Origin of the sequence: Roseateles sp., assembly GCF_039929605.1 — a bacterium.
GTDB lineage: Bacteria > Pseudomonadota > Gammaproteobacteria > Burkholderiales > Burkholderiaceae_C > Pelomonas.
This window is the reverse complement of sequence record NZ_JBDSQX010000008.1, coordinates 1-18,533: the sequence shown is the minus strand read 5'-3', so window position 1 is coordinate 18,533 and position 18,533 is coordinate 1. Positions and strand designations below refer to the sequence as shown.

At 69.0% G+C, this 18,533-nt stretch carries 18 protein-coding genes and 2 pseudogenes; 14 read left to right on the top strand and 6 right to left on the bottom strand.

Translation table 11 applies throughout. The features are described from left to right. Positions 1–3: 3 nt before the first annotated feature. From ABIS05_RS01245 to ABIS05_RS01220, 6 genes are read left to right on the top strand one after another with little or no spacing between them, the layout of a single operon-like run. Positions 4–1,572 carry a CoA-transferase gene (locus ABIS05_RS01245; RefSeq protein ID WP_348011447.1) on the top strand — a complete coding sequence of 523 codons (1,569 nt, stop codon included), beginning with the start codon at positions 4–6 and terminating at the stop codon, positions 1,570–1,572. Further along, the gene (locus ABIS05_RS01240; RefSeq protein WP_348011446.1) at positions 1,569–2,384 is read left to right on the top strand and encodes a crotonase/enoyl-CoA hydratase family protein; all 816 of its coding nucleotides are present in this window, start codon (positions 1,569–1,571) and stop codon (positions 2,382–2,384) included. Before ABIS05_RS01245 ends, ABIS05_RS01240 begins: the two co-directional genes overlap by 4 nt. Further along, a complete protein-coding gene (locus ABIS05_RS01235; RefSeq protein ID WP_348011445.1) occupies positions 2,381–4,225 on the top strand; it encodes a feruloyl-CoA synthase in 1,845 nt (614 codons plus the stop codon). Before ABIS05_RS01240 ends, ABIS05_RS01235 begins: the two co-directional genes overlap by 4 nt. Positions 4,226–4,230: 5 nt before the next feature. Then, a complete protein-coding gene (locus tag ABIS05_RS01230) occupies positions 4,231–5,004 on the top strand; it encodes an SDR family NAD(P)-dependent oxidoreductase (protein ID WP_348011444.1) in 774 nt (257 codons plus the stop codon). 10 nt (positions 5,005–5,014) lie between these two features. Continuing rightward, positions 5,015–6,049, top strand: a complete 1,035-nt coding sequence (locus ABIS05_RS01225; protein WP_348011443.1) for an aromatic ring-hydroxylating dioxygenase subunit alpha — start codon at positions 5,015–5,017, stop codon at positions 6,047–6,049. Next, positions 6,046–7,011 carry a PDR/VanB family oxidoreductase gene (locus ABIS05_RS01220; protein ID WP_348011442.1) on the top strand — a complete coding sequence of 322 codons (966 nt, stop codon included), beginning with the start codon at positions 6,046–6,048 and terminating at the stop codon, positions 7,009–7,011. Before ABIS05_RS01225 ends, ABIS05_RS01220 begins: the two co-directional genes overlap by 4 nt. Before the next feature lie 101 nt (positions 7,012–7,112). On the opposite strand, the gene ABIS05_RS01215 is transcribed toward ABIS05_RS01220, so the two are convergent. The 3 genes from ABIS05_RS01215 to ABIS05_RS01205 all read right to left on the bottom strand — a co-directional run bounded on the left by ABIS05_RS01215 (position 7,113) and on the right by ABIS05_RS01205 (position 9,920). Then, on the bottom strand, positions 7,113–8,195 hold the full coding sequence (locus tag ABIS05_RS01215; RefSeq protein ID WP_348011441.1) for a transaldolase: 1,083 nt from the start codon (positions 8,193–8,195) through the stop codon (positions 7,113–7,115). Positions 8,196–8,385: 190 nt separating this feature from the next. Then, the gene (locus ABIS05_RS01210) at positions 8,386–9,120 is read right to left on the bottom strand and encodes a hypothetical protein (RefSeq protein WP_348011440.1); all 735 of its coding nucleotides are present in this window, start codon (positions 9,118–9,120) and stop codon (positions 8,386–8,388) included. Between the two features lie 14 nt (positions 9,121–9,134). Then, complete coding sequence (locus ABIS05_RS01205) at positions 9,135–9,920, bottom strand: right-handed parallel beta-helix repeat-containing protein (RefSeq protein ID WP_348011439.1); 786 nt, start codon at positions 9,918–9,920, stop codon at positions 9,135–9,137. 345 nt (positions 9,921–10,265) lie between these two features. On the opposite strand from ABIS05_RS01205, the gene ABIS05_RS01200 reads away from it, so the two are divergent. The 5 genes from ABIS05_RS01200 to ABIS05_RS01180 all read left to right on the top strand — a co-directional run bounded on the left by ABIS05_RS01200 (position 10,266) and on the right by ABIS05_RS01180 (position 14,989). Then, complete coding sequence (locus ABIS05_RS01200) at positions 10,266–11,051, top strand: hypothetical protein (protein ID WP_348011438.1); 786 nt, start codon at positions 10,266–10,268, stop codon at positions 11,049–11,051. A 69-nt stretch (positions 11,052–11,120) separates the two neighbouring features. Further along, complete coding sequence (locus ABIS05_RS01195; RefSeq protein WP_348011437.1) at positions 11,121–11,288, top strand: hypothetical protein; 168 nt, start codon at positions 11,121–11,123, stop codon at positions 11,286–11,288. Next, positions 11,285–13,840, top strand: a complete 2,556-nt coding sequence (mgtA, locus tag ABIS05_RS01190; protein ID WP_348011436.1) for a magnesium-translocating P-type ATPase — start codon at positions 11,285–11,287, stop codon at positions 13,838–13,840. The genes ABIS05_RS01195 and mgtA overlap by 4 nt, the downstream gene beginning before the upstream one ends. 70 nt (positions 13,841–13,910) lie before the next feature. Further along, positions 13,911–14,078, top strand: coding sequence for a hypothetical protein (locus ABIS05_RS01185; protein ID WP_348011435.1), 168 nt, complete (start codon positions 13,911–13,913; stop codon positions 14,076–14,078). A gap of 191 nt (positions 14,079–14,269) precedes the next feature. Continuing rightward, on the top strand, positions 14,270–14,989 hold the full coding sequence (locus tag ABIS05_RS01180) for a Crp/Fnr family transcriptional regulator (protein WP_348011434.1): 720 nt from the start codon (positions 14,270–14,272) through the stop codon (positions 14,987–14,989). On the opposite strand, the pseudogene ABIS05_RS28170 reads toward ABIS05_RS01180, so the two are convergent. The 3 genes and pseudogenes from ABIS05_RS28170 to ABIS05_RS01165 form a co-directional block, all read right to left on the bottom strand. Continuing rightward, positions 14,886–15,284 (bottom strand): annotated as a pseudogene (locus tag ABIS05_RS28170) (hypothetical protein); the annotation flags it as partial. The gene ABIS05_RS01180 and the pseudogene ABIS05_RS28170 overlap by 104 nt on opposite strands. 299 nt (positions 15,285–15,583) lie before the next feature. Then, positions 15,584–16,297, bottom strand: a complete 714-nt coding sequence (locus ABIS05_RS01170) for a GGDEF domain-containing protein (protein WP_348011432.1) — start codon at positions 16,295–16,297, stop codon at positions 15,584–15,586. Further along, complete coding sequence (locus tag ABIS05_RS01165) at positions 16,294–16,524, bottom strand: general stress protein CsbD (protein ID WP_348011431.1); 231 nt, start codon at positions 16,522–16,524, stop codon at positions 16,294–16,296. Before ABIS05_RS01165 ends, ABIS05_RS01170 begins: the two co-directional genes overlap by 4 nt. A 348-nt stretch (positions 16,525–16,872) precedes the next feature. Between ABIS05_RS01165 and ABIS05_RS01160 the strand changes: the two genes are divergently transcribed. From ABIS05_RS01160 to ABIS05_RS01150, 3 genes and pseudogenes are all read left to right on the top strand, one after another. Continuing rightward, positions 16,873–17,556 (top strand): Crp/Fnr family transcriptional regulator, encoded by a 684-nt coding sequence (locus ABIS05_RS01160; RefSeq protein ID WP_348011430.1) that lies wholly within the window; start codon positions 16,873–16,875, stop codon positions 17,554–17,556. 286 nt (positions 17,557–17,842) lie between these two features. Continuing rightward, positions 17,843–18,133, top strand: coding sequence for a hypothetical protein (locus tag ABIS05_RS01155; RefSeq protein ID WP_348063202.1), 291 nt, complete (start codon positions 17,843–17,845; stop codon positions 18,131–18,133). A gap of 18 nt (positions 18,134–18,151) precedes the next feature. After that, positions 18,152–18,533, top strand: a pseudogene (locus ABIS05_RS01150) (sensor histidine kinase); the annotation flags it as partial.

Sequence of the window (18,533 nt, the reverse complement as noted above, 5' to 3'; positions counted from 1 at the left end):
CCCATGAAAATCATCACAGCCGACCAGGTCGGCCCCCTCGTCAAGGACGGCGCCACCCTCTTCCTCGGCGGCCTGGCCATGATGGGCCTGGCCGAAGAGGCGCTGCAGGGGCTGGAGCGCCACTTCCTGGCCACCGGCCACCCGCGCCAGCTCACCACCTGGGCCTGCGGCGCCATCGGCAACGCCGGCACGGGCGGCATGGCCCACTTCGCCCACGCGGGCATGGTCAAGCGCGTCGTCGCCGGCCACTTCGGGCAAACCGGCAAGGCCATGATGGCGATGGTGCAGGCCGGCGAGGTCGAGGCCTACAACTTTCCGCAGGGCTCGCTGTCCAGCCTCACGCGCCACATCGCCAGCCGCTCGCCGGGCCTGCTGACCAAGGTCGGCCTGGGCACCTTCGTCGACCCGCGGCTGGAAGGCGGCAAGCTCAACGCCGCCGCGCAGGAAGACCTGGTGCGTCTGGTCGAGTTCGAGGGTGAGGAATGGCTCTTCCACCCCTCGCCGCGCATCGACGTCGCCTTCATCCGCGCCACCTACGCCGACGAGCGCGGCAACCTCAGCCTGGACAAGGAAGGCATCCTGCTGGAGCAGCTGTCCATCGCCCAGGCGGCTCGCGCCTGCGGCGGCATCGTCATCGCCCAGGTGGAGGCCATCGTGGCCGCCGGCAGCCTGCACCCGAAGAGCGTCAAGGTGCCGGGCCTGGTGGTCGACTACGTCGTCGTCGCCAAGCCCGAGAACCATCTGCAGACCATCACCACCGCCTTCAACCCGGCCTTCAGCGGCGACGTGCGCGTGCCGCTGGGCAGCATGCCCGTCATGCCACTGGACGAGCGCAAGGTCATCGCCCGCCGCGCCGCGCTGGAGCTGCGCCCGGGCGCCGTTACCAACCTCGGCATCGGCATCCCGGCCGGCATCCCCGCCGTGGCCGCCGAGGAGGGCGTGGCCGGGCTGCTCAGCCTCAGCGTGGAATGCGGCGTCAATGGCGGCGTGCCGGCCCAGGGCGGCGATTTCGGCATGGCCTACAACCCCGAGTCCATCATCGAGCAGGGCGCGCAGTTCGACTTCTACGACGGCGGCGGCCTGGACTGCAGCTTCCTCGGCCTGGCCCAGACCGACCGCCACGGCAACGTCAACGTCAGCAAGTTCAACGGCCGGCCGGTGGGCTGCGGCGGCTTCATCAACATCACGGCCTCGACGCCGCGCATCGTCTTCTGCGGCAGCTTCACGGCCGGCGGCGTCGAGCTTGCCGTGGCCGACGGCCAGCTGCACATCCGCCAGGAAGGCCGCGCGCGCAAGTTCGTCGAGCAGGTCGAGCAGATCACCTTCAACGGCCGCGATGCCGCCAGGCGCGGCCAGGAGGTGCTCTTCATCACCGAGCGTGCCGTGTTCGCGCTGCGACCCGACGGCCTGGAGCTGACCGAGATCGCGCCCGGCATCGACATCGAACGTGACGTGCTGGCCCACATGGATTTCCGCCCGCTGATGCGTGACGTGAAGACCATGGACGCCGGCCTCTTTAGCGACCACTGGGGCGGCCTGGCCGCCGCTCTCTCCAAACTGAGCCACGCATGAACGCCGCCACCGACTTCCTCCCCGCCAGCGGCCTGCTGGCCCAGCTGGACCTGCTGCGCATCGAGCATGCCGGCGCCGTCACGCACCTGTGCCTGAACCGCCCGGCCAAGCGCAACGCCATCAACGAAGCGCTGATGCGCCAGCTGCACACCGCCCTGCTCAACCTGCCGGCGTCGACCAAGGCCCTGGTCATCAGCGGCGAGGGCAGCCACTTCTGCGCCGGCCTGGACCTGTCGGACCTCAGCGAGCGCAGCGTGGCCGAGGGCGTGCTGCATTCACGTGGCTGGCATGTGGTCATGGACGCCATCCAGTTCTGCCGCGCACCGGTCGTCGCCGCGCTGCATGGCGCCGTCGTCGGCGGCGGCCTGGAGCTGGCGGCGGCCGCGCACATTCGCGTGGCCGACGAGACCGCCTACTTCGGCCTGCCCGAAGGCCAGCGCGGCATCTTCGTCGGCGGCGGTGGGTCGGCGCGCATCCCGCGCCTGGCCGGCGTGGCCTGCATGAGCGACATGATGCTGACCGGCCGCGTGCTGGACGCGCAGGAAGGCGAGCGCCGCGGCCTGGTGCAGTACGTCGTGCCCGCCGGCCAGGCCGTCGCCAAGGCCGTCGAGCTGGCCGCACGCATCGCGCAGAACGCGCCGCTGTCCAACTTCGCCGTGACCCAGGCCCTGCCGCGCATCGCCGACCTGTCGCAGGCCGACGGCCTGTTCATGGAGTCGCTGATGGCGGCCATCGCCCAGGGTGACGACGAGGCCAAGCGGCGGCTGCAGGACTTCCTGCAGAAGCGCACGCCCAAGATCGTCAAGTCATGAAGCCGCGCTACCGCCCCGTTGCCATCGGCTGCCAGGAGGCGTGTGTCGAGCACCGCGCCGACGGCGGCTTCGTGCTGCGCTCGACGGAACCGTTAGCCGCCTACCCACAGCACATGGGCGAGCGCCTGGCGCACTGGGCGCAGGCGGCGCCGGGCCGGCTGCTGGCGGCACAGCGCGGTGCGGACGGCGCCTGGCGGCGCGTCAGCTACGCCGAGATGGTGGGGCGGGCACGCGCGCTCGGCCAGGCCCTGCTGGGCCTTGGCCTGGGCGTGGAGCGGCCGCTGGTCATCCTCTCCGACAACGACCTCGAACACCTGGCGCTGATGCTGGGGGCGATGTGGGCGGGCATCCCCAGCGTGAGCGTCTCGTCGGCCTACTCGCTGGTGTCAACCGACCACGGCCGGCTGCGCCACATCCTGGCCAAGGCCACGCCGGGCGCGGTCTACGCGGCAGACGCGAGCTATGCGCGCGCCATTGCAGCCACGGTCGCGGCGGACGCCCACGTCATCCTCGGCGAGGGCCAGCTTGAAGGTCGCGCCGCGCTGCGCTTTGCCGACCTGCTCGACGCGCAGCCCGGCCCGGCGCTGGACGCCGCCCATGCCGACATCGGCCCCGACACCATCGCCAAGCTGATGTTCACGTCGGGGTCCACCAAGGCGCCCAAGGGCGTCGTCATGACCCAGCGCATGTGGTGCGCCAACCAGCAGATGACGCTGCAGGCCATGCCCTTCCTGGCCGAGCAGCCGCCGGTGGTGCTGGACTGGCTGCCGTGGAACCACACCTTCGGCGGCAACCACAACCTGGGGCTGGTGCTCTACAACGGCGGCAGCCTCTACATCGACGAGGGCAGGCCCGTGCCCGGCCGTTTCGAGGCCACGCTGCGCAACCTGCGCGAGGTGGCGCCGACGATCTTCTTCAACGTGCCCAAGGGCTTTGACGAACTCGTCTCGGCGCTGCAGGCCGACACCGCCCTGCGCGACCACTTCTTCAGCCGGCTGCAGCTGGTGGAATGCGGCGGCGCGGGGCTGTCGCTGAAGACGCTGGACGCCTTCAACCAACTGGCCGAGGCGGCAATAGGCGAGCGCATCCGCCTCGCGGCCGGCCTGGGCATGACCGAGACGGCGCCCACCTGCACCTTCGCCATTCCCGAGGAGGCGCGCGCCGGTTTCATCGGCTGGCCCATTCCTGGCGTCGAAGTGAAGCTCGTGCCCACCGGAGACAAGGCCGAGGTGCGCTTTCGCGGCCCCAACGTCATGCCCGGCTACTGGCGCGAGCCCGAGCTGACGCAGGACGCTTTCGACGACGAGGGCTACTACCGCACCGGCGACGCCGCCCGGCCCTGCGACCCCGCCGACCCCACGCAGGGCCTGATGTTCGACGGCCGCATCGCCGAGGACTTCAAGCTCTCCACCGGCACCTTCGTCAGCGTCGGCCCGCTGCGCGCCCGCGTGATCGCCTTAGGCTTCCCCTGCGTGCACGACGCCGTCGTCACGGGCCTGGGGCGCGACGAGGTCGGCCTGCTGATCGTGCCGCGCGTGAACGAAGCCCGCCGCCTGGCCGAGCTGCACGACACCGCCGCCGCCGCCGACGTGCTGAACCACGCGGCCGTGCGCGGCTTCTTCCAGGCGCTGGCCAACCAGCTCTGGGCCGAGGGCACCGGCAGCGCCACCCGCCCGGCCCGGCTGCTGCTGCTGGCCGAGCCGCCGTCCATCGACGGCGGCGAGATCACCGACAAAGGCTCGATCAACCAGCGCGCAGTGCTGAGCCGCCGCGCCGCCTTGGTCGAGTTGCTGCACGAGGCCCCCATGGGCCACCCCGACGTCATCACCCCCAAACGCTGAACACCATGAACATCTCTGGACAAACCGCCCTCGTCACCGGCGCCGGTTCCGGCCTCGGCGAAGCCGTGGCCCGCGCCCTCGCCGCCCAGGGCGCCCGCGTCGCCCTGCTCGACATCAACGAAGCCGGCGCCCAACGCGTGGCCGCCGACATCGGCGCCGACCGCGCGCTGGCGCTGCGCTGCGACATCACGGATGCAGCCTCCGTCACTGCCGCGCTCGATGCCGCGACAGCCGCCCACGGCCCGGCCCGCATCCTGATGAACATCGCCGGCATCGGCAGCGCCAAGCGTATCGTCCAACGCGACGGCTCGCCCGCGCCGCTGGAGGATTTCGAGCGCGTCGTGCGCATCAACCTGATCGGCACGTACAACATGACGCGCCTGGCCGTCAGCCGCATGGTGGCGTTAGCCCCGTTGGCCGATGGCGAACGCGGTGTCGTCGTCAACACCGCGTCGGTTGCCGCCTTCGACGGCCAGGTGGGCCAGGAGGCCTACTCGGCCTCCAAGGGCGGCATCGTCGGCATGACGCTGCCGCTGGCGCGCGACCTGGCCCAGTTCGGCGTGCGCGTCTGCACCATCGCGCCGGGCCTGTTCGCCACGCCGCTGATGAAGGAGCTGCCCGAGGAGGTGCAGCAGAGCCTCGCCGCGTCCATCCCCTTCCCCAAACGCCTGGGCCTGCCGGAAGAGTTCGCCGCGCTGGCCCTGCACATCGCCAGCAACGGCCACCTCAACGGCGAAGTCATCCGCCTGGATGGCGCGCTGCGGATGGCGCCCCGCTGAAGGAGACCACATGTTCATCACCAACACCTGGTACGTGGCCGCCCGCAGCGACGAGGTCGGCAGCGACAAGCCCCTGGGCCGCAAGGTCTGCAACCACGCGATGGCCTTCTTTCGCAACAGCGCCGGCCAGGTCAGCGCGGTGGAGGACTTCTGCCCCCACCGCGGCGCGCCGCTGTCGCTGGGCAGCGTGCACGGCGACACCCTCGTCTGCGGCTATCACGGCCTGGCCATGGGTGGCGATGGCAAGACCGTCGCCATGCCCTGCCAGCGCGTGCGCGGCTTCCCGGCCATCCGCAGCTTTCCCATCCATGAGGCACACGGCTTCATCTGGGTCTGGCCGGGTGACGCCGCCCAAGCCGACGTGGCCCAGCTGCCGGCCTTCGAATGGCTGGGCAACCCCGCCTTCGGCTACGGCGGCGGCCTGTACACAATTGCCTGCGGCTACAAGCTGATGGTCGACAACCTGATGGACCTGACGCACGAGACCTATGTGCACGCCACCAGCATCGGCCAGAAGGAAATCGACGAGATCCCCTGCACCACGCGCGTGGACGGCGACCACGTCATCACCGAGCGCCACATGCAGGGCATAGAGGCGCCGCCCTTCTGGAAGATGGCCCTGCGCATGAATGGCCTGCCCGACGACCAGCCGGTGGACCGCTGGCAGATCTGCCACTTCACGCCGCCCAGCCACATCATGATCGAGGTGGGCGTGGCGCTGCTGGGCCACGGCGGCTACGCGGCGCCCGACGAGTTCAAGGCGGCCAGTTGGGTGGTGGACTTCATCACGCCGGAGACCGACACCTCGATTCACTACTTCTGGGGCATGGCCCGCAAGTTCAAGCCGCAGGACGAGGCGCTGACGGCGCAAATCCGCGAGGGCCAGGGCAAGATCTTTGCGGAAGACCAGGAGATGCTGGAGCGCCAGCAGGCCAACCTGCTCGCCCACCCCGAGCGCAAGCTGCTGATGCTCAACATCGACGGCGGCGGCGTGCAGTCGCGCAAGGTGATCGACCGCGTGCTGGCCGCCGAGGCCGGCGCATGAGCAACTTGCTGCAGATGCGCCTGACGGCCAAGCGAGCGGCCGCCCAGGATGTCGTCGAGCTGACGTTGGAACCCGCATCGGGCGCTGCCTTGCCGGCGGTGGAGGCTGGCGCCCATGTCGAGTTGCATCTGCCCGGCGGCCTGGTGCGGCCCTACTCGCTGTGCAACGCGCCCGGCGAGACGCACCGTTATGTGCTGGGCGTGCTGCGCGAGACCGAGTCGCGCGGCGGCTCGGCGGCGGTGCATGAGCTGTTGCAGGTGGGCCAGGCGCTGGCGGTCGGCGCGCCGAAGAACAACTTCGCGCTGCGGCCCACCCCTGCCCACAAGCTGCTGCTGGCCGGCGGCATCGGCATCACGCCCATCCTCGGCATGGCGCACCAGCTGGCCGCGCAGGGGCGCTCCTTTGCGCTGCACTACGCCGGCCGCACGCGCGCCCGCATGGCCTTTCTGGCGGCGCTGGCCGACGCGCCACTGGCGGCCCACACGCGGCTGCATGTCGGTGACGAGAACAGCGCGATGGACATGCCCGCCGTGCTGGCCGCGCAGCCTGCCGGCACCGAGCTGTACGTCTGCGGCCCGGCGGGCTTCATCGACGCGGCACTCGCGGCCGCGCGCCAGCTCGGCTGGGCCGAGGCGCACCTGCACCGCGAGCTGTTCGCCGCCGCGCCACGCCAGCCCGACGGCGACGACCAGCCCTTCGACATCGAACTCGAAGGCAGCGGCGAGCTCATCCATGTGCCCGCAGGCTGCACCGCCGCCCAGGCCCTGCAGGCCGCCGGCCTGCCGCTGCTGACGTCCTGCGAGCAAGGCGTCTGCGGCACCTGCCTGACCCGCGTGGTCGCGGGCGAGCCCGAGCACCGCGATCAATACCTCACGCCGGAAGAGCAGGCCGCCAACGACCAGTTCCTGCCCTGCTGCTCACGCGCCCGCTCACCGCGGCTGGTGATCACGTTGGCGACTTGATGGCGGAGCGGCGAAGTGGTGTTTCGCCCGGAGTGGGTCAGCAACCGACTTGGCGGCCTCTACGTCTGGTGCGACCGACCCCAAGCCCGATAGCCTCCTATCTAGACCGCTGCATGTTCCCGCTTGCCCGCCAGGTGCTCCATCAGGCCATGCCAGGCCGTCGTGAAGGCATAGGTTCCCTCCCGCTGCAGCTGGGCGGCGACGACCTCGTCGTCGATGCCGGCACGTTTGAATTCGGCAATCACGCTCTCCGCATCACCGCCGTCGCCTGGCAAGGGCGGACCGAGTTCGCCGTGCTCCGCCAAAGCCAGCAAGGTGGCCTCGGGAATCGCGCTGATGGTGCCCGGCGCCATCAGGGACTCGATGTAGAACGTGTCGCGTGCGGCGGGGTCATTGCCGCCGCTGCTTGCCCACAGCAGGCGCTGTGGCCGGGCGCCTGCATTGACCAGCGCCTGCCAGCGCGGCGAGGCCAGCAGCTCGACATGGGCACGGTAAGTCCGCTTGGCCATCGCCAGGCCCAGCTGCGGCTGCGGGCCAGGTGGCCGGCGCCGCTCGACCGCCGCGTCCCAGCGGCTGATGCACAGCGAAGTCACACAAGCCACATGTGGGCTCAAACCGGCAACCAGGCGCCGCTCGATGCCTCGGGCATAGGCCCGCGATGCGGCCAGGTACTGCTCGCTCGAGAAGAGCAGCGTCACGTTGACCGGGATGCCGGCAAAGATCGATTCCTCAACCGCCTCCATGCCGGCCGCCGTACCGGGGATCTGAATGAGGAGGTTGTCGCGGTTGGCCGCGTCATGCAGGGCGGCAGCTGCCTGGATGGCCTTGGCGGCGTTGTGGGCCAGCAGCGGCGACACCGCCAGCGACACCCAGCCGTCGAGCCCCCCACTCTCCTGGAAGCTCGGCTGCAACTGGTCGGCGGCAGCACGCAGATCCTCCAACGCGAGCCTGAAGAAAAGTGCCTCGACGGTGTCGCCGGGGCGTGTCAGTCGCGCGATGTCGTCGTCATAGGCGCAGCCGTGGCGGAGTGCGCGCTCAAACAGCGCCGGGGTCGACGACAAGCCGCTCACGCCAAGAACGCGGATGTAGTACGCCAGCGCGCCGTCGGTCAGCAGTTCCCGGCTGACCTGCTCCAGCCAGAGGCTCTGACCGCGCGCTCGCAGCAGATGCAGCGTGTCGCTCATGGCGCCTCCATCGGGCGGCCCCGGCTGATCATGCGCAGTCGCATCGGTGTTCCTGTGTTGGCGAAGGAGACCGAAACGGTCGCCACGGCCGACTCTGGGCGCCGCACCCGGGAGGCGTCTGTACGCTGACAGACAGACCTCATGGATAGCCGTTGACACACCGGCTCGCGTGGGCTGCGCTAAGGCGACGCTACGACTGTTGGATTCGCCGAGCCCGGCCGACGGCCAGGGCCGCCAGGCCGATCAACACCAACAGGATGCCTCGCGGTTCCGGCACGGTGGCCGTGGGGCGGCCCACGTCGCCGTCATGCACCGCCCAGCTGTGGAAGTCATATTCCTTGATCAGAAAGCCCTGAGCGCCGTCTCTGAAGTCGAAATGCCAAGCGTCGTCGTAATAGTCGAACTGGTAAGGGGTGCCGAACCAGTAGCGCTCGTTCTGCAGATTCTGGAAGGGTCCGGTGTTGACCATGCCGAAGTCCACGCCCGAGACGCCGGGTCGCCAGCCGCCCACGCTGTCCCGCGAGCCGATATTGCCCAAGGTGTCGAAGAACATCGAGGCGATCTCGCTGCTGCCGGGCTGGGGGTTGAAGCCGCAGTTGGCCGTCGACCACCCTGGCGCGCAGGGCAGCGTCGGGTCGGTGATCTTGGGCAGGCGCCAGCCGCTGATGCCGCCCACGGTCAGCTGAGCGGCCCAGGCCTTGGCTTGGGTGAATTGCATCAGGCCGTCAGCGTCGTAGCCCGAGGTCTTGGCGTAGTCGGCATCGGCCAGCCAGGTGATGTTCAAAGTGGTGTCGTAATAGGCTTCGGCGCCATTGGCGAGATTGCCGTCCAGGTCGCGGCCGTTCAGGCCGATCGGGCCGGCCTGGGCGCTGCCGGCGCCCAGCACTGCGGCCAGCGCCAGCAGAGGAAGAAGAGCGTGCTTCATGGTGATTCTTCCGTTCAGAACGTCGTGAAGTCGCTCATGTTCTGGCCGGCAGAGAAGACCGTGCCAATCGTATTGCCGTTGGTGTTGTTGAAGAGGCGCACGCCGTGCAGCGCGACCCCAATGACGCCGTAGTAATTGTTGGCCACCGACGTGTCGACAACGAATACGCCACCAGTCCCGGCGCCGAACACACCGTGCAAGCGGTTGCTGTCGATTGTTGAACCGGTAATGAAGGTGTTGATTGCATAGATGCCGTAGCCGCCGTTGGTGAAGACGCGCAGATTGCGCAGCGTCGTGGTCGCCACGCCGGTTTCGAACCGCATCACGCCGGCGCCGGCATTGCTGCCAATGGCCATGTTCTCCACCAGATGGCCCTGGCCCTTGAGGACCACGCCCGAGCTGGAAAAGCCTGTGACGCTGCCGTTGCGGAGGGTGGCGCCATCGACCGCGACGATGCCCGGGGTGGCCAGGTTGTCATACGCGCTGTTGCAATGAACCTGGGCCGAAGCGTAGGTGCAGGTGGTGGGGCCGTTGATGCTGAAGCCGTTCAGGTCCAGCGTCACATTCGGGGCGGTGATGTCGATGCCAATCATCTTGGCGGGCACTGCCAGATTGCCGGTGAGCTTGTAGCTGCCGGGCACGCTGAGCGTGATGGGAAAGCCCGGGGCGTCGCCAGGTGTGACGCTGCCGGCGAAGGCCTTGTTCTGATCGATGGTGGTTTGTGCGTGCGCGCTCGCGGCGGCGGCGATCAGGGCAAGTGCTGCGGCGGTGTGGGCGATGAGGTGGCGGCGGGTGATCATGAAACGAGTACTCCAGAAGATTGCCGATTGGCGGCATGGGCTGTGGGACGTGCCTATGCTCGATGCCGCTCGTTTCACCCGCGTTCCAAGCTGCGTTGATGCGCGTTTCATTTGTTCCGATGCGCGAATGTCGAGCCTGTCCGGCGAATCGCGTGACACACAGCCAAGCGTGTTTCCACACGAACCAATGTCACGCAGAGGCGACGCTCGTGGCCTGAGCCGTTTCAACAATTGAAACGAGACGAGCCGCCCGCGAAACGGCGATGCAACGTGCGCTAACGAGACTCCGTGGATCGCACCGAATCGGTCACTCGCCCAACTCCAACAAAGCCCGGAGCCATCCTCATGAAATTTCGCCCCACCCTCGTCGCCTTCACGGTCGCCCTCGCCGGCGCCGCCACGTATCAAACGTCGTCAGCGGCGGTTGTCACCTACGCCTATACCGGCATCGTGGACAGTGACGACGCCTCCCGCGGCTACGGCGGCTTCACGGGCGAGTTCAGCTACGAAACCAGTACGGCCGACCAGATCGCCGACCCGCAAACGGCCGACTACAAAATGGGCTTCTGGCCCCTCGGCATGAACGCCATCTTCGACGCAGGTGCTGCCAGCGCCTCCATCAACGACACGATGGACATGCTCGTCGCCAACGATCTCGGTGGCATGGACAGCCTCGGCGCGCTGGCGCGCACCAACGACCTGCTCAGCAGCCTGAGCCTCACGCTGTTCGACTTCAGCGCGCTGGTCTTCAGCAGCGACGGGCTCCCCGGTGGCGATCTCAAGTTCAACCAGTTCGGCTGGAGCAGCTTCTCCTGGGAAGGCGCCAGCGGCGTGCTCCAAGGCCACCTCACAGGCCTGAACTGCGTTGACGGCTGCGATGCCCCCGGCAACCCGCCCCCTGTTGGTGGTGGTGGTGGTGGTGGTGGCGGTGGCGGCGGCTGCAACCCGGCCACAGCCCCCTGCCCCGTCAATCATCTGCCCGAGCCGGCCGCCCCGGTACTCAGCCTGACCGCGCTGGCCGGGCTGTTCTTCGCCGCCCGCAGACGGCGAGGCCCGGCGCCAGCGGTTGCCCGCAGCGCTGAGATTGGAGCCGCCAGCGTGCGGCAGGTGGGCGCGATGTCCGTGCGCTGACAGACAGACCTCCCGGAGAGGCGTCGACACACTGGCTCGCGGCTTTCCGCAAGCTCCCGAGGACGCCCCATGCTCGAGACGATGGCCGCCGTGGGCCTGCTGCGCGAGCACCTGCCGGACCTGCGGGTGCGCGTCGGCAACGTGGCGGACAAGCGCGACATCAACCGGCATGGCGAGGACATGCCGGAGATCCGCGACTGGGTCTGGGGGAGTCCGTCGCCGGTGGCGCCGGCATGACCGAGCCCCGCCCGGCGGCGCCGTTCTGGACGCGCGCACCTGCCGACTGGGCGAGCGAACTGCAGTGCACGCTGAACGGCCTGAGCAGCGCCGAGGCCACGACGCAGCGCACGCGCCACGGCCTCAACAGCGACGGCGTGGGCCGGCCCGACAGCGTCGCCCGCGCGTTGCGCCGCCGGTTGCTGGAGCCGCTGTCGCTGATCCTGCTGGCGGCCGGCGTGGTCTCGCTGCTGACCGGCGACCCCATCGGGGGCGCCATCATCGTCAGCATCCTGGCCGTCTCCATCGGGCTGGACACCGTGCAGGAGGGCCACGCCCAGCGCGCCGCCGAGGCACTGCGTCGCTCGGTGGCGCTCAAAGCCGAGGTGCAGCGCGACGGCCGGTTCATCGAGGTCGAGATCGACCAGGTCGTGCCCGGCGACCTGCTGCGCGTGAAGGCCGGCGACATCATCGCGGCCGATGCCCTCGTGCTGCAAAGCAGCGGCTTCACGGCCGGCGAGGCGGCGCTGACCGGCGAGCCCTACCCGGTCGACAAGCGTGCCGGCTCAGGCGTAGCCAGCAACGCGCTGTTCCGCGGCGCCGTCGCGCAGACCGGCGAGGCGCTGGCCTTCGTCGTGGGCACGGGCCTCGCGACGATGTTCGGCGCGGCGGCGGCCGCGCTGGCCGAGGCGCAACCGCCTTCCCCCTTCCAGCGCGACCTGCACGAGTTCGGCCTGGTGACGGCGCGGTTGACGCTGGCCCTCGTCGTCATCGTGCTCGGTGCGCGCGTGCTGATGGGCCGCCCGGCGCTGGACTCGCTGATGTTCGCCGTCGCCCTGGCCGTGGGCCTGACGCCCGAGCTGCTGCCGATGATCACGACCGTGACGCTCGCGCGCGGCGCGCTGCGGCTGGCGGCGCGCAAGGTCATCGTCAAGCGGCTCGCGGCCATCCACGACCTGGGCGCGATGACGGTGCTGTGCACCGACAAGACCGGCACGCTGACGTCGGCCGAAATCACGCTGGCGCGCAGCGTCGATGCCGCCGGGGCTGACGACCCGCGCGCCGCGCAGCTGGGCGCCATCGCCGCCGGCCTGGGCGGTGACCGCAGCGCGCTGGACTTGGCCCTGGTCAAGGCCGGGCCCGCCGCCGCCACGGGCTGGACGCTGAGCGGCCGGCGCGCCTTCGACTTCAACCGCCGCCTGGGCTCAACACTCGCCGCAGGGCCCGAGGGAACGCTGCTCATCGTCAAGGGCGCGCCCGAGGCCGTGCTGACGCTGTGCACCCAGCGCCGCCAGGGTGGGCAGGCCGTGGACATGACGGCGCGCGAGCGCGTGGAGGTGGCCGACCGCGTGCTGGCCCATGCGCGCGAGGGGCTGCGCACGGTGGCCATCGCGACCCGCGTGTGGACGGGCGCCATCGCAGGCGCGGCCGTCGACGTGCAAGCCACCGACGAGGCCGCGCTGGTGTTCGAGGGCATCTGCGTCTTCGCCGACCCGCCCAAAGCCAGCGCCGCTGCCGCGATCAAGCAGCTGGCAGCGGCGGGTATCACGCTGAAGGTGCTGTCGGGCGATGACCCGGTCGTCGTGCAGCGCCTGGCCGCGCTGGTGGGGCTGCGCGCCGAGAAGGTGCTGTCCGGCACCGACGTGGCTGCGCTCAGCGATGCCGCGCTGGCCGTGCAGGTGCGCAGCGTGGACGCCTACGGGCGGCTCGCGCCCGACCAGAAGTCGCGCATCGTGCGGGCGCTGCAGGCCAGCGGCGCGGTGGTCGGCTTCCTGGGGGACGGTATCAACGATGCGCCGGCGCTGAACGCGGCGGACATCGGCTTGTCGGTCGACGGCGCCACCGGCGTGGCCCAGGCTGCGGCCGACCTGATCCTGCTCGACAGCGACCTCGGCGTGGTGGCCAACGGCGTGGCCGAGGGCCGGCGCACCTTCGTCAACATCCTGAAGTACATCCGCATGGGCGCCAGCTCCAACGTCGGCAACATGCTGTCGATGGCGGTGGCGTCGGTCGTGCTGCCCTTCCTGCCGATGCTGCCGATCCAGATCCTGCTGAACAACCTGCTCTACGACCTGTCCGAGGTCGGCATTCCGTTCGACGGCGTGCGCCCGGCCGCCATCGCCCAGCCGCAGCGTTGGGACATGAAGCAGCTGATCCGCTTCGCCGCAGTGATGGGGTCGGTGTCCTCGCTGTTCGACTTCCTGACCTTCGGCGTGCTGCTGGCGGTCTTCCACGCCTCGGCCGCCGAATTCCAGACCGCCTGGTTCCTGGAGTCGATGACCACCCAGATGTTGGTGATCTTCATCATCCGCACCAACGGGCGGCCATGGGCGGAGCGGCCCAGCGCCTGGCTGTCCACGTCGACGCTGCTGGCCCTGGGCACCGCGTTGGCACTGCCCTTCACGCCGCTGGGCGCCTGGTTCGGCTTCGTCACACCGTCGGCCTCGATGGCTGCGGCCATTGCGTTGATCGTGACGGCCTATCTGGTGGCCACCGAGCTGCTCAAACCGCTGGCCATCGGGCGGCAGCGCACAGACGGGCATCGCGCCAGGCGCCACGCTCTGCCGAGGTGAAGTGACCGGATTCAGCCCCGCTGAAGCCAGCCCGCAACGCCGACCCCGACCACTCCGCAAAGGACAGCCCATGAAACACCACGCCAGCAAGAAGCCCGCCGACAAACGTCAGCACAAGCCAGAAGTCGTGGCCAGCAAGACCGGCCCGGCGGACACCGGTGCCGCCAGGAGCGGCGCCACGACGGCGGCATCAGGCGAGGCCAAGGTCCCGCAAAAGGGGGCTCCGCACAGGGCCTGAGCGTTCACTCGAATCACGCAGGGGCCGCGGCGCACAATCGCCACGGCCCCTTTTCTTTTGCCCGGCGGCGCAGGCGGCACCAGGGGCGGCGCAACTTTCTGTGTGTTCGGTACAGAACATTCACCGGAGCAGCTTTGGCCTATATTGGACAGGCACCCGCGGCACCTTGCCCGATTCACCCAAGCGAGCCTATGCCCCGTGGCCAAGATCCTTTAGCCAACCAGTTGCTGGCCGCCCTGCCCCAAGCCGAGTGGCAGCGCTGGGAACCCTTGCTTGAAGCCGTGGAGCTGCCGCTGGGCCGCGTGCTCTACGAGTCCGGCAGTGTGCTCAGCCACGTGTATTTCCCCACCACGGCCATCGTGTCGCTGCTCTACGTGATGGAGGACGGCGCTTCCGCCGAGATCGCGGTGGTGGGCCATGAAGGCCTGGTGGGTGTGTCGCTCTTCATGGGCGGGGAATCCACCACCAGCCGCGCCGTGGTGCAAAGCGCCGGTCGCGGCTATCGCCTGCGGGCGGCGGTGCTGAAGGAAGAGTTCAGCCGCTCCAGCCCGGTGCTGCACCTGCTGCTGCGCTACACCCAGGCCCTGATCACGCAGATGGCGCAGACCGCGGTGTGCAACCGCCACCACCTGCTGGACCAGCAGCTGTGCCGCTGGCTGCTGCTGAGTCTGGACCGGCTCGGTGGGAATGAGCTAGCGATGACGCAGGAACTCATCGCCAACATGCTGGGCGTGCGCCGCGAGGGCGTCACTGAGGCGGCGCTCAAGCTGCAGGATGCCGGGCTGATTCGCTATGCGCGCGGTCACATCACCGTGCTGGACCGCGAAGGCCTGGAGGCGCGCAGCTGCGAGTGCTATTCGGTCGTGAAGAAGGAATACGACCGGCTGCTGCCCGTGGGCGACGCGAGCTAAGCGATCCCCCACCCGGCAGCCATCCACGTCGCCCGGTACCAAACACCCGGTCAAGCTTGAGCAGGGGCATGGGAAGCGGGTCGCGGTCACCCATGTCCATGCGCGAGGAATGCACGCCCAGCAGCTTCCAGGGCAGCGCAGCCATGGCGCCGGCACTGGCGTCGCGCATCAGCACCGGCGCGCCGCTGGTGCCGCGGTGGGTGCGGCCGTCGGTGAGGAAGAAGCCCTGGCCCTGGAAGCGGATACCGTAGGGCGAGACCAGCATCGCGTGGCGCAGCACCGGCAGGTGATGCAGCGCGCACATGCCGGCTGGTCACGAGGTAGAGGCGTTCATCGCGCAGAAAGAAGAAGCCGCTGGCCCGGGTCAGCAAGCGCTTGCCGAGAAAGGAACTCACGTGCGGGGTGGCGAGGAAGAGCGGCGCCACCCCTGGCGCGCAGGCAGCAGCCGCCATCAACGTTGGCGCGCGGCGCAAGGCAGTGGACGGGCTCATCAAGGGTTCTCGGGACATGCAAAGCCGCCAGCCTGACGAGCTCGTGAAAGTGTGTCTGTTCGACACCGAACTGATGGCCAGCACGCTTCGACAGCCACGCGCCTCAGCCCGCCGCTCCGTTGCTGGCATTCGCTCTCAGCGGTTCCGCTTGCGCCGTGCCAGCCAGGGCCATCCCTATACGTCTGACCTTGGCCTGCAGCATCGCGTGATCGGCACTGGCCACCAGCGCGTCCAGCGTGCTGCCGTGCTGCGGGAAGAGGGCGACGCCGACACTGGCCTGCACGCTCACGAAGATCGGCCCGATGCTGCAGGGCCGCGCCACCGTGGCCATCAACTTGCGCCCGATCATCAGCGCCTGCTCGGGGTGCTGCACATTCGGCAGCAGGCACAGGAACTCGTCGCCACCATGCCGGCAGACGCGGTCTTGCGCGTGATGCGGCCCCGCAGAACGAGCCTCGCCGCGCAGCGCGTGCAGCAACCTGGACGCGATGGCCTGCAAGAGGGCATCACCGGCGGCGTGGCCGTGCTGGTCGTTCACGGCCTTGAAGCCATCCAGATCAAGGAACATCAGACACAGGCCGCGAGATTGCGCCGCATGCTGACCGAAGGCGAGCCGGTTGGACAAGCCGGTCAAGGCATCGCGGCCGGCACTCTGGCGCGCCAGTTGCTCGTCATGCTGACTGCGCGCGAGCGCGTCCTGGGTGATGTGCAGGGCGCGATGCGCCTGGGCCAATGCGGACTCGGCCCGCTGGGACCGCTCCTCGCACTGCGCCAGAGCCTCGCGCAGCAGCGCTGCGGGCGGCGAGGGCTTGTTCATGGGCGCAGGCGCGGCCCGCGCGCCTGGTGCTCGGCACAGCGTATCCAGTGGCGAATCTGCTGCTCGGCCTCCTGAACCTCGATGCCGTAGAGAACGCCCAAGCGGCGCACCAGCCGCTCGCGCTGGCCGGCCACAACGGCCACGTCCTCAACGGTCAACCTACCCCACTGCTCGCGCGCCCCGCCCTGGAACTGTGCCCACTGGCCTTGGAAACGATCATGGTTCACGACTCTTCCTTCTTGTGGATGGCAGATCACGAGGCGATGGCAGCGCACCGGGTGTACGCGAGATGCTGCCGCGATCCGCGCGTGCGGTCTGTGCGGCAACGAACACAACCCACGGGAGTGCGCTGGCAGACAGACGGCGCCCATTCATCGCCTCAGGCTGGGCCTTCTGCTGCGCGAGCAGCTCATCACAAGGAGCCGTCATGGCCCGGATACCTGCCTTACGCCGTCCAGCGATGGCCGACGCCTGCGTCAACATTGACGAGGGCGTGCCGACGGAATTGCGCGTGGACATCGCCAAGCTGGCCGCCAAGTGAAGCTCACCCCGACTGGCCGACCCTTTTCGGCGCCATGAATCAGCTGATCGAAAGCCTTCCAGCCGCGGCGCGAGCGAGCCTGCTGGCACTGTGCGAGCCCGTGGCCCTGACGCTGGCTCAGGTACTGACCGAAGCCGGCGCAGTGACCCGCTATGTCTATTTCCCGACCGCCAGCTTCGTGTCGCTGATCGCGGAGCTGGATGCCCGTCACCGCGTCGAGGTCGGCATGGCCGGCCGCGAAGGCATGGTGGGCATGCAACTGGCACTGGGTCACAAGCACGATCCGCTAGGCGCCATCGTGCAGGGCGCGGGCCTGGCCTTGCGAGTGCGCGCGACTGCCTTTCAAAAGGAGCTCGTGCGCAGCGCTGCCTTGCGCAATCGACTGCTGCACTACGTGGCCGTGCTCATGAACCAGCGGGCCAATGCCGCCGCCTGCCTGCGGTACCACGAGATCGGCCCGCGCCTGAGCCGCTGGTTGCTGATGAGCCAGGACCGCGCCGCCGTCGACGCGTTTCCTGTCACGCAGGAGTTCCTGGCCGCGATGCTGGGCGTGCGAAGGGTCGGCATCACCGGCGCGGCCGGCGATCTGCAGCGTCGCGGCCTGATCCGCTACCACCGCGGCCAACTCACCGTGCTGGACCGCGCAGGCCTGGAGGCCGCCGCCTGCAGTTGCTATGCCACCGACCGCCAGACCTATTCCCACCTCATGGAGCGCTGAACAGGGTCCGAGCCGCCGCGATGCGCTGACCCGCCCACAGGCCGCGCAGCCACAACACCAGAATGCCGACCGACACCCACGCCAGCGCCGTGCCCAGCGTTTGCTGGTCGTCCGGCCGATAGGCGTTGCAGATGCGGACTGTGAGCGCTACAGGCCACGAGCCTTGCGTCCAGGATTCAGATCGGTGCGCTGGCGTACAGACCCGAAGGATTGCTTTGCCGCAACCTGCTGTAAGCACAACGCATCAACTCGCGGGCAAATGACCCACCGCAATCAAGAGCTACTGTTGGACCCGAAGTCGGTCGGCGGCGGCGCGTCCGGCCGCGTCCCGCGCATGCCGACGACAACCCCTTGTCGGCGGGACTACGTCGGAGTCATCTCACTCGACGCCCGCTTGCGCGAGTTCGCCCGCCTGACGCAGATCGACGACCTTCTCGCTGGGCGCGGCACGCGGCGCGTGCCTGGCTACGTGCTGCGCGAGAACGTGGCGATGCACAAGCTGGTCCGTTCGCACGGTTACCTGGCCGACGAAGCAGGAACGAATTCGGACGCGCGCTGCCTTGCGCGCGCCCTCTAAGCGCAGGGAATTTTCATCATGGACAGGTTTCTAAGTAACAACCGCGAGGAACTGATCGCGCGATGCAGGGTGAAGGTCGCACAGCGGCCGCATCGTGCGGCCACGACAGCGCAACTTGCCAATGGCGTCCCGCTGTTCCTGGAGCAATTGACGCGTACGCTTCAGGCAGAAAAGCGAGGCGAGATCGGCGAGAGCCTGCGAATTTCAGGGGCGGCGAGCGGCGATGCGACCCGCCTGACAGAAATGGGCGTCAGTGCGGCGGCACACGGGAAACAACTGTTGGCGCTCGGGTTTACCGTGGATCAGGTCGTGCACGACTACGGCGACCTGTGCCAGGCCATCACGGACTTGGCCGTCGAGCGCGATGCACCCTTCAGCGTCGGCGCGTTCCGCACATTGA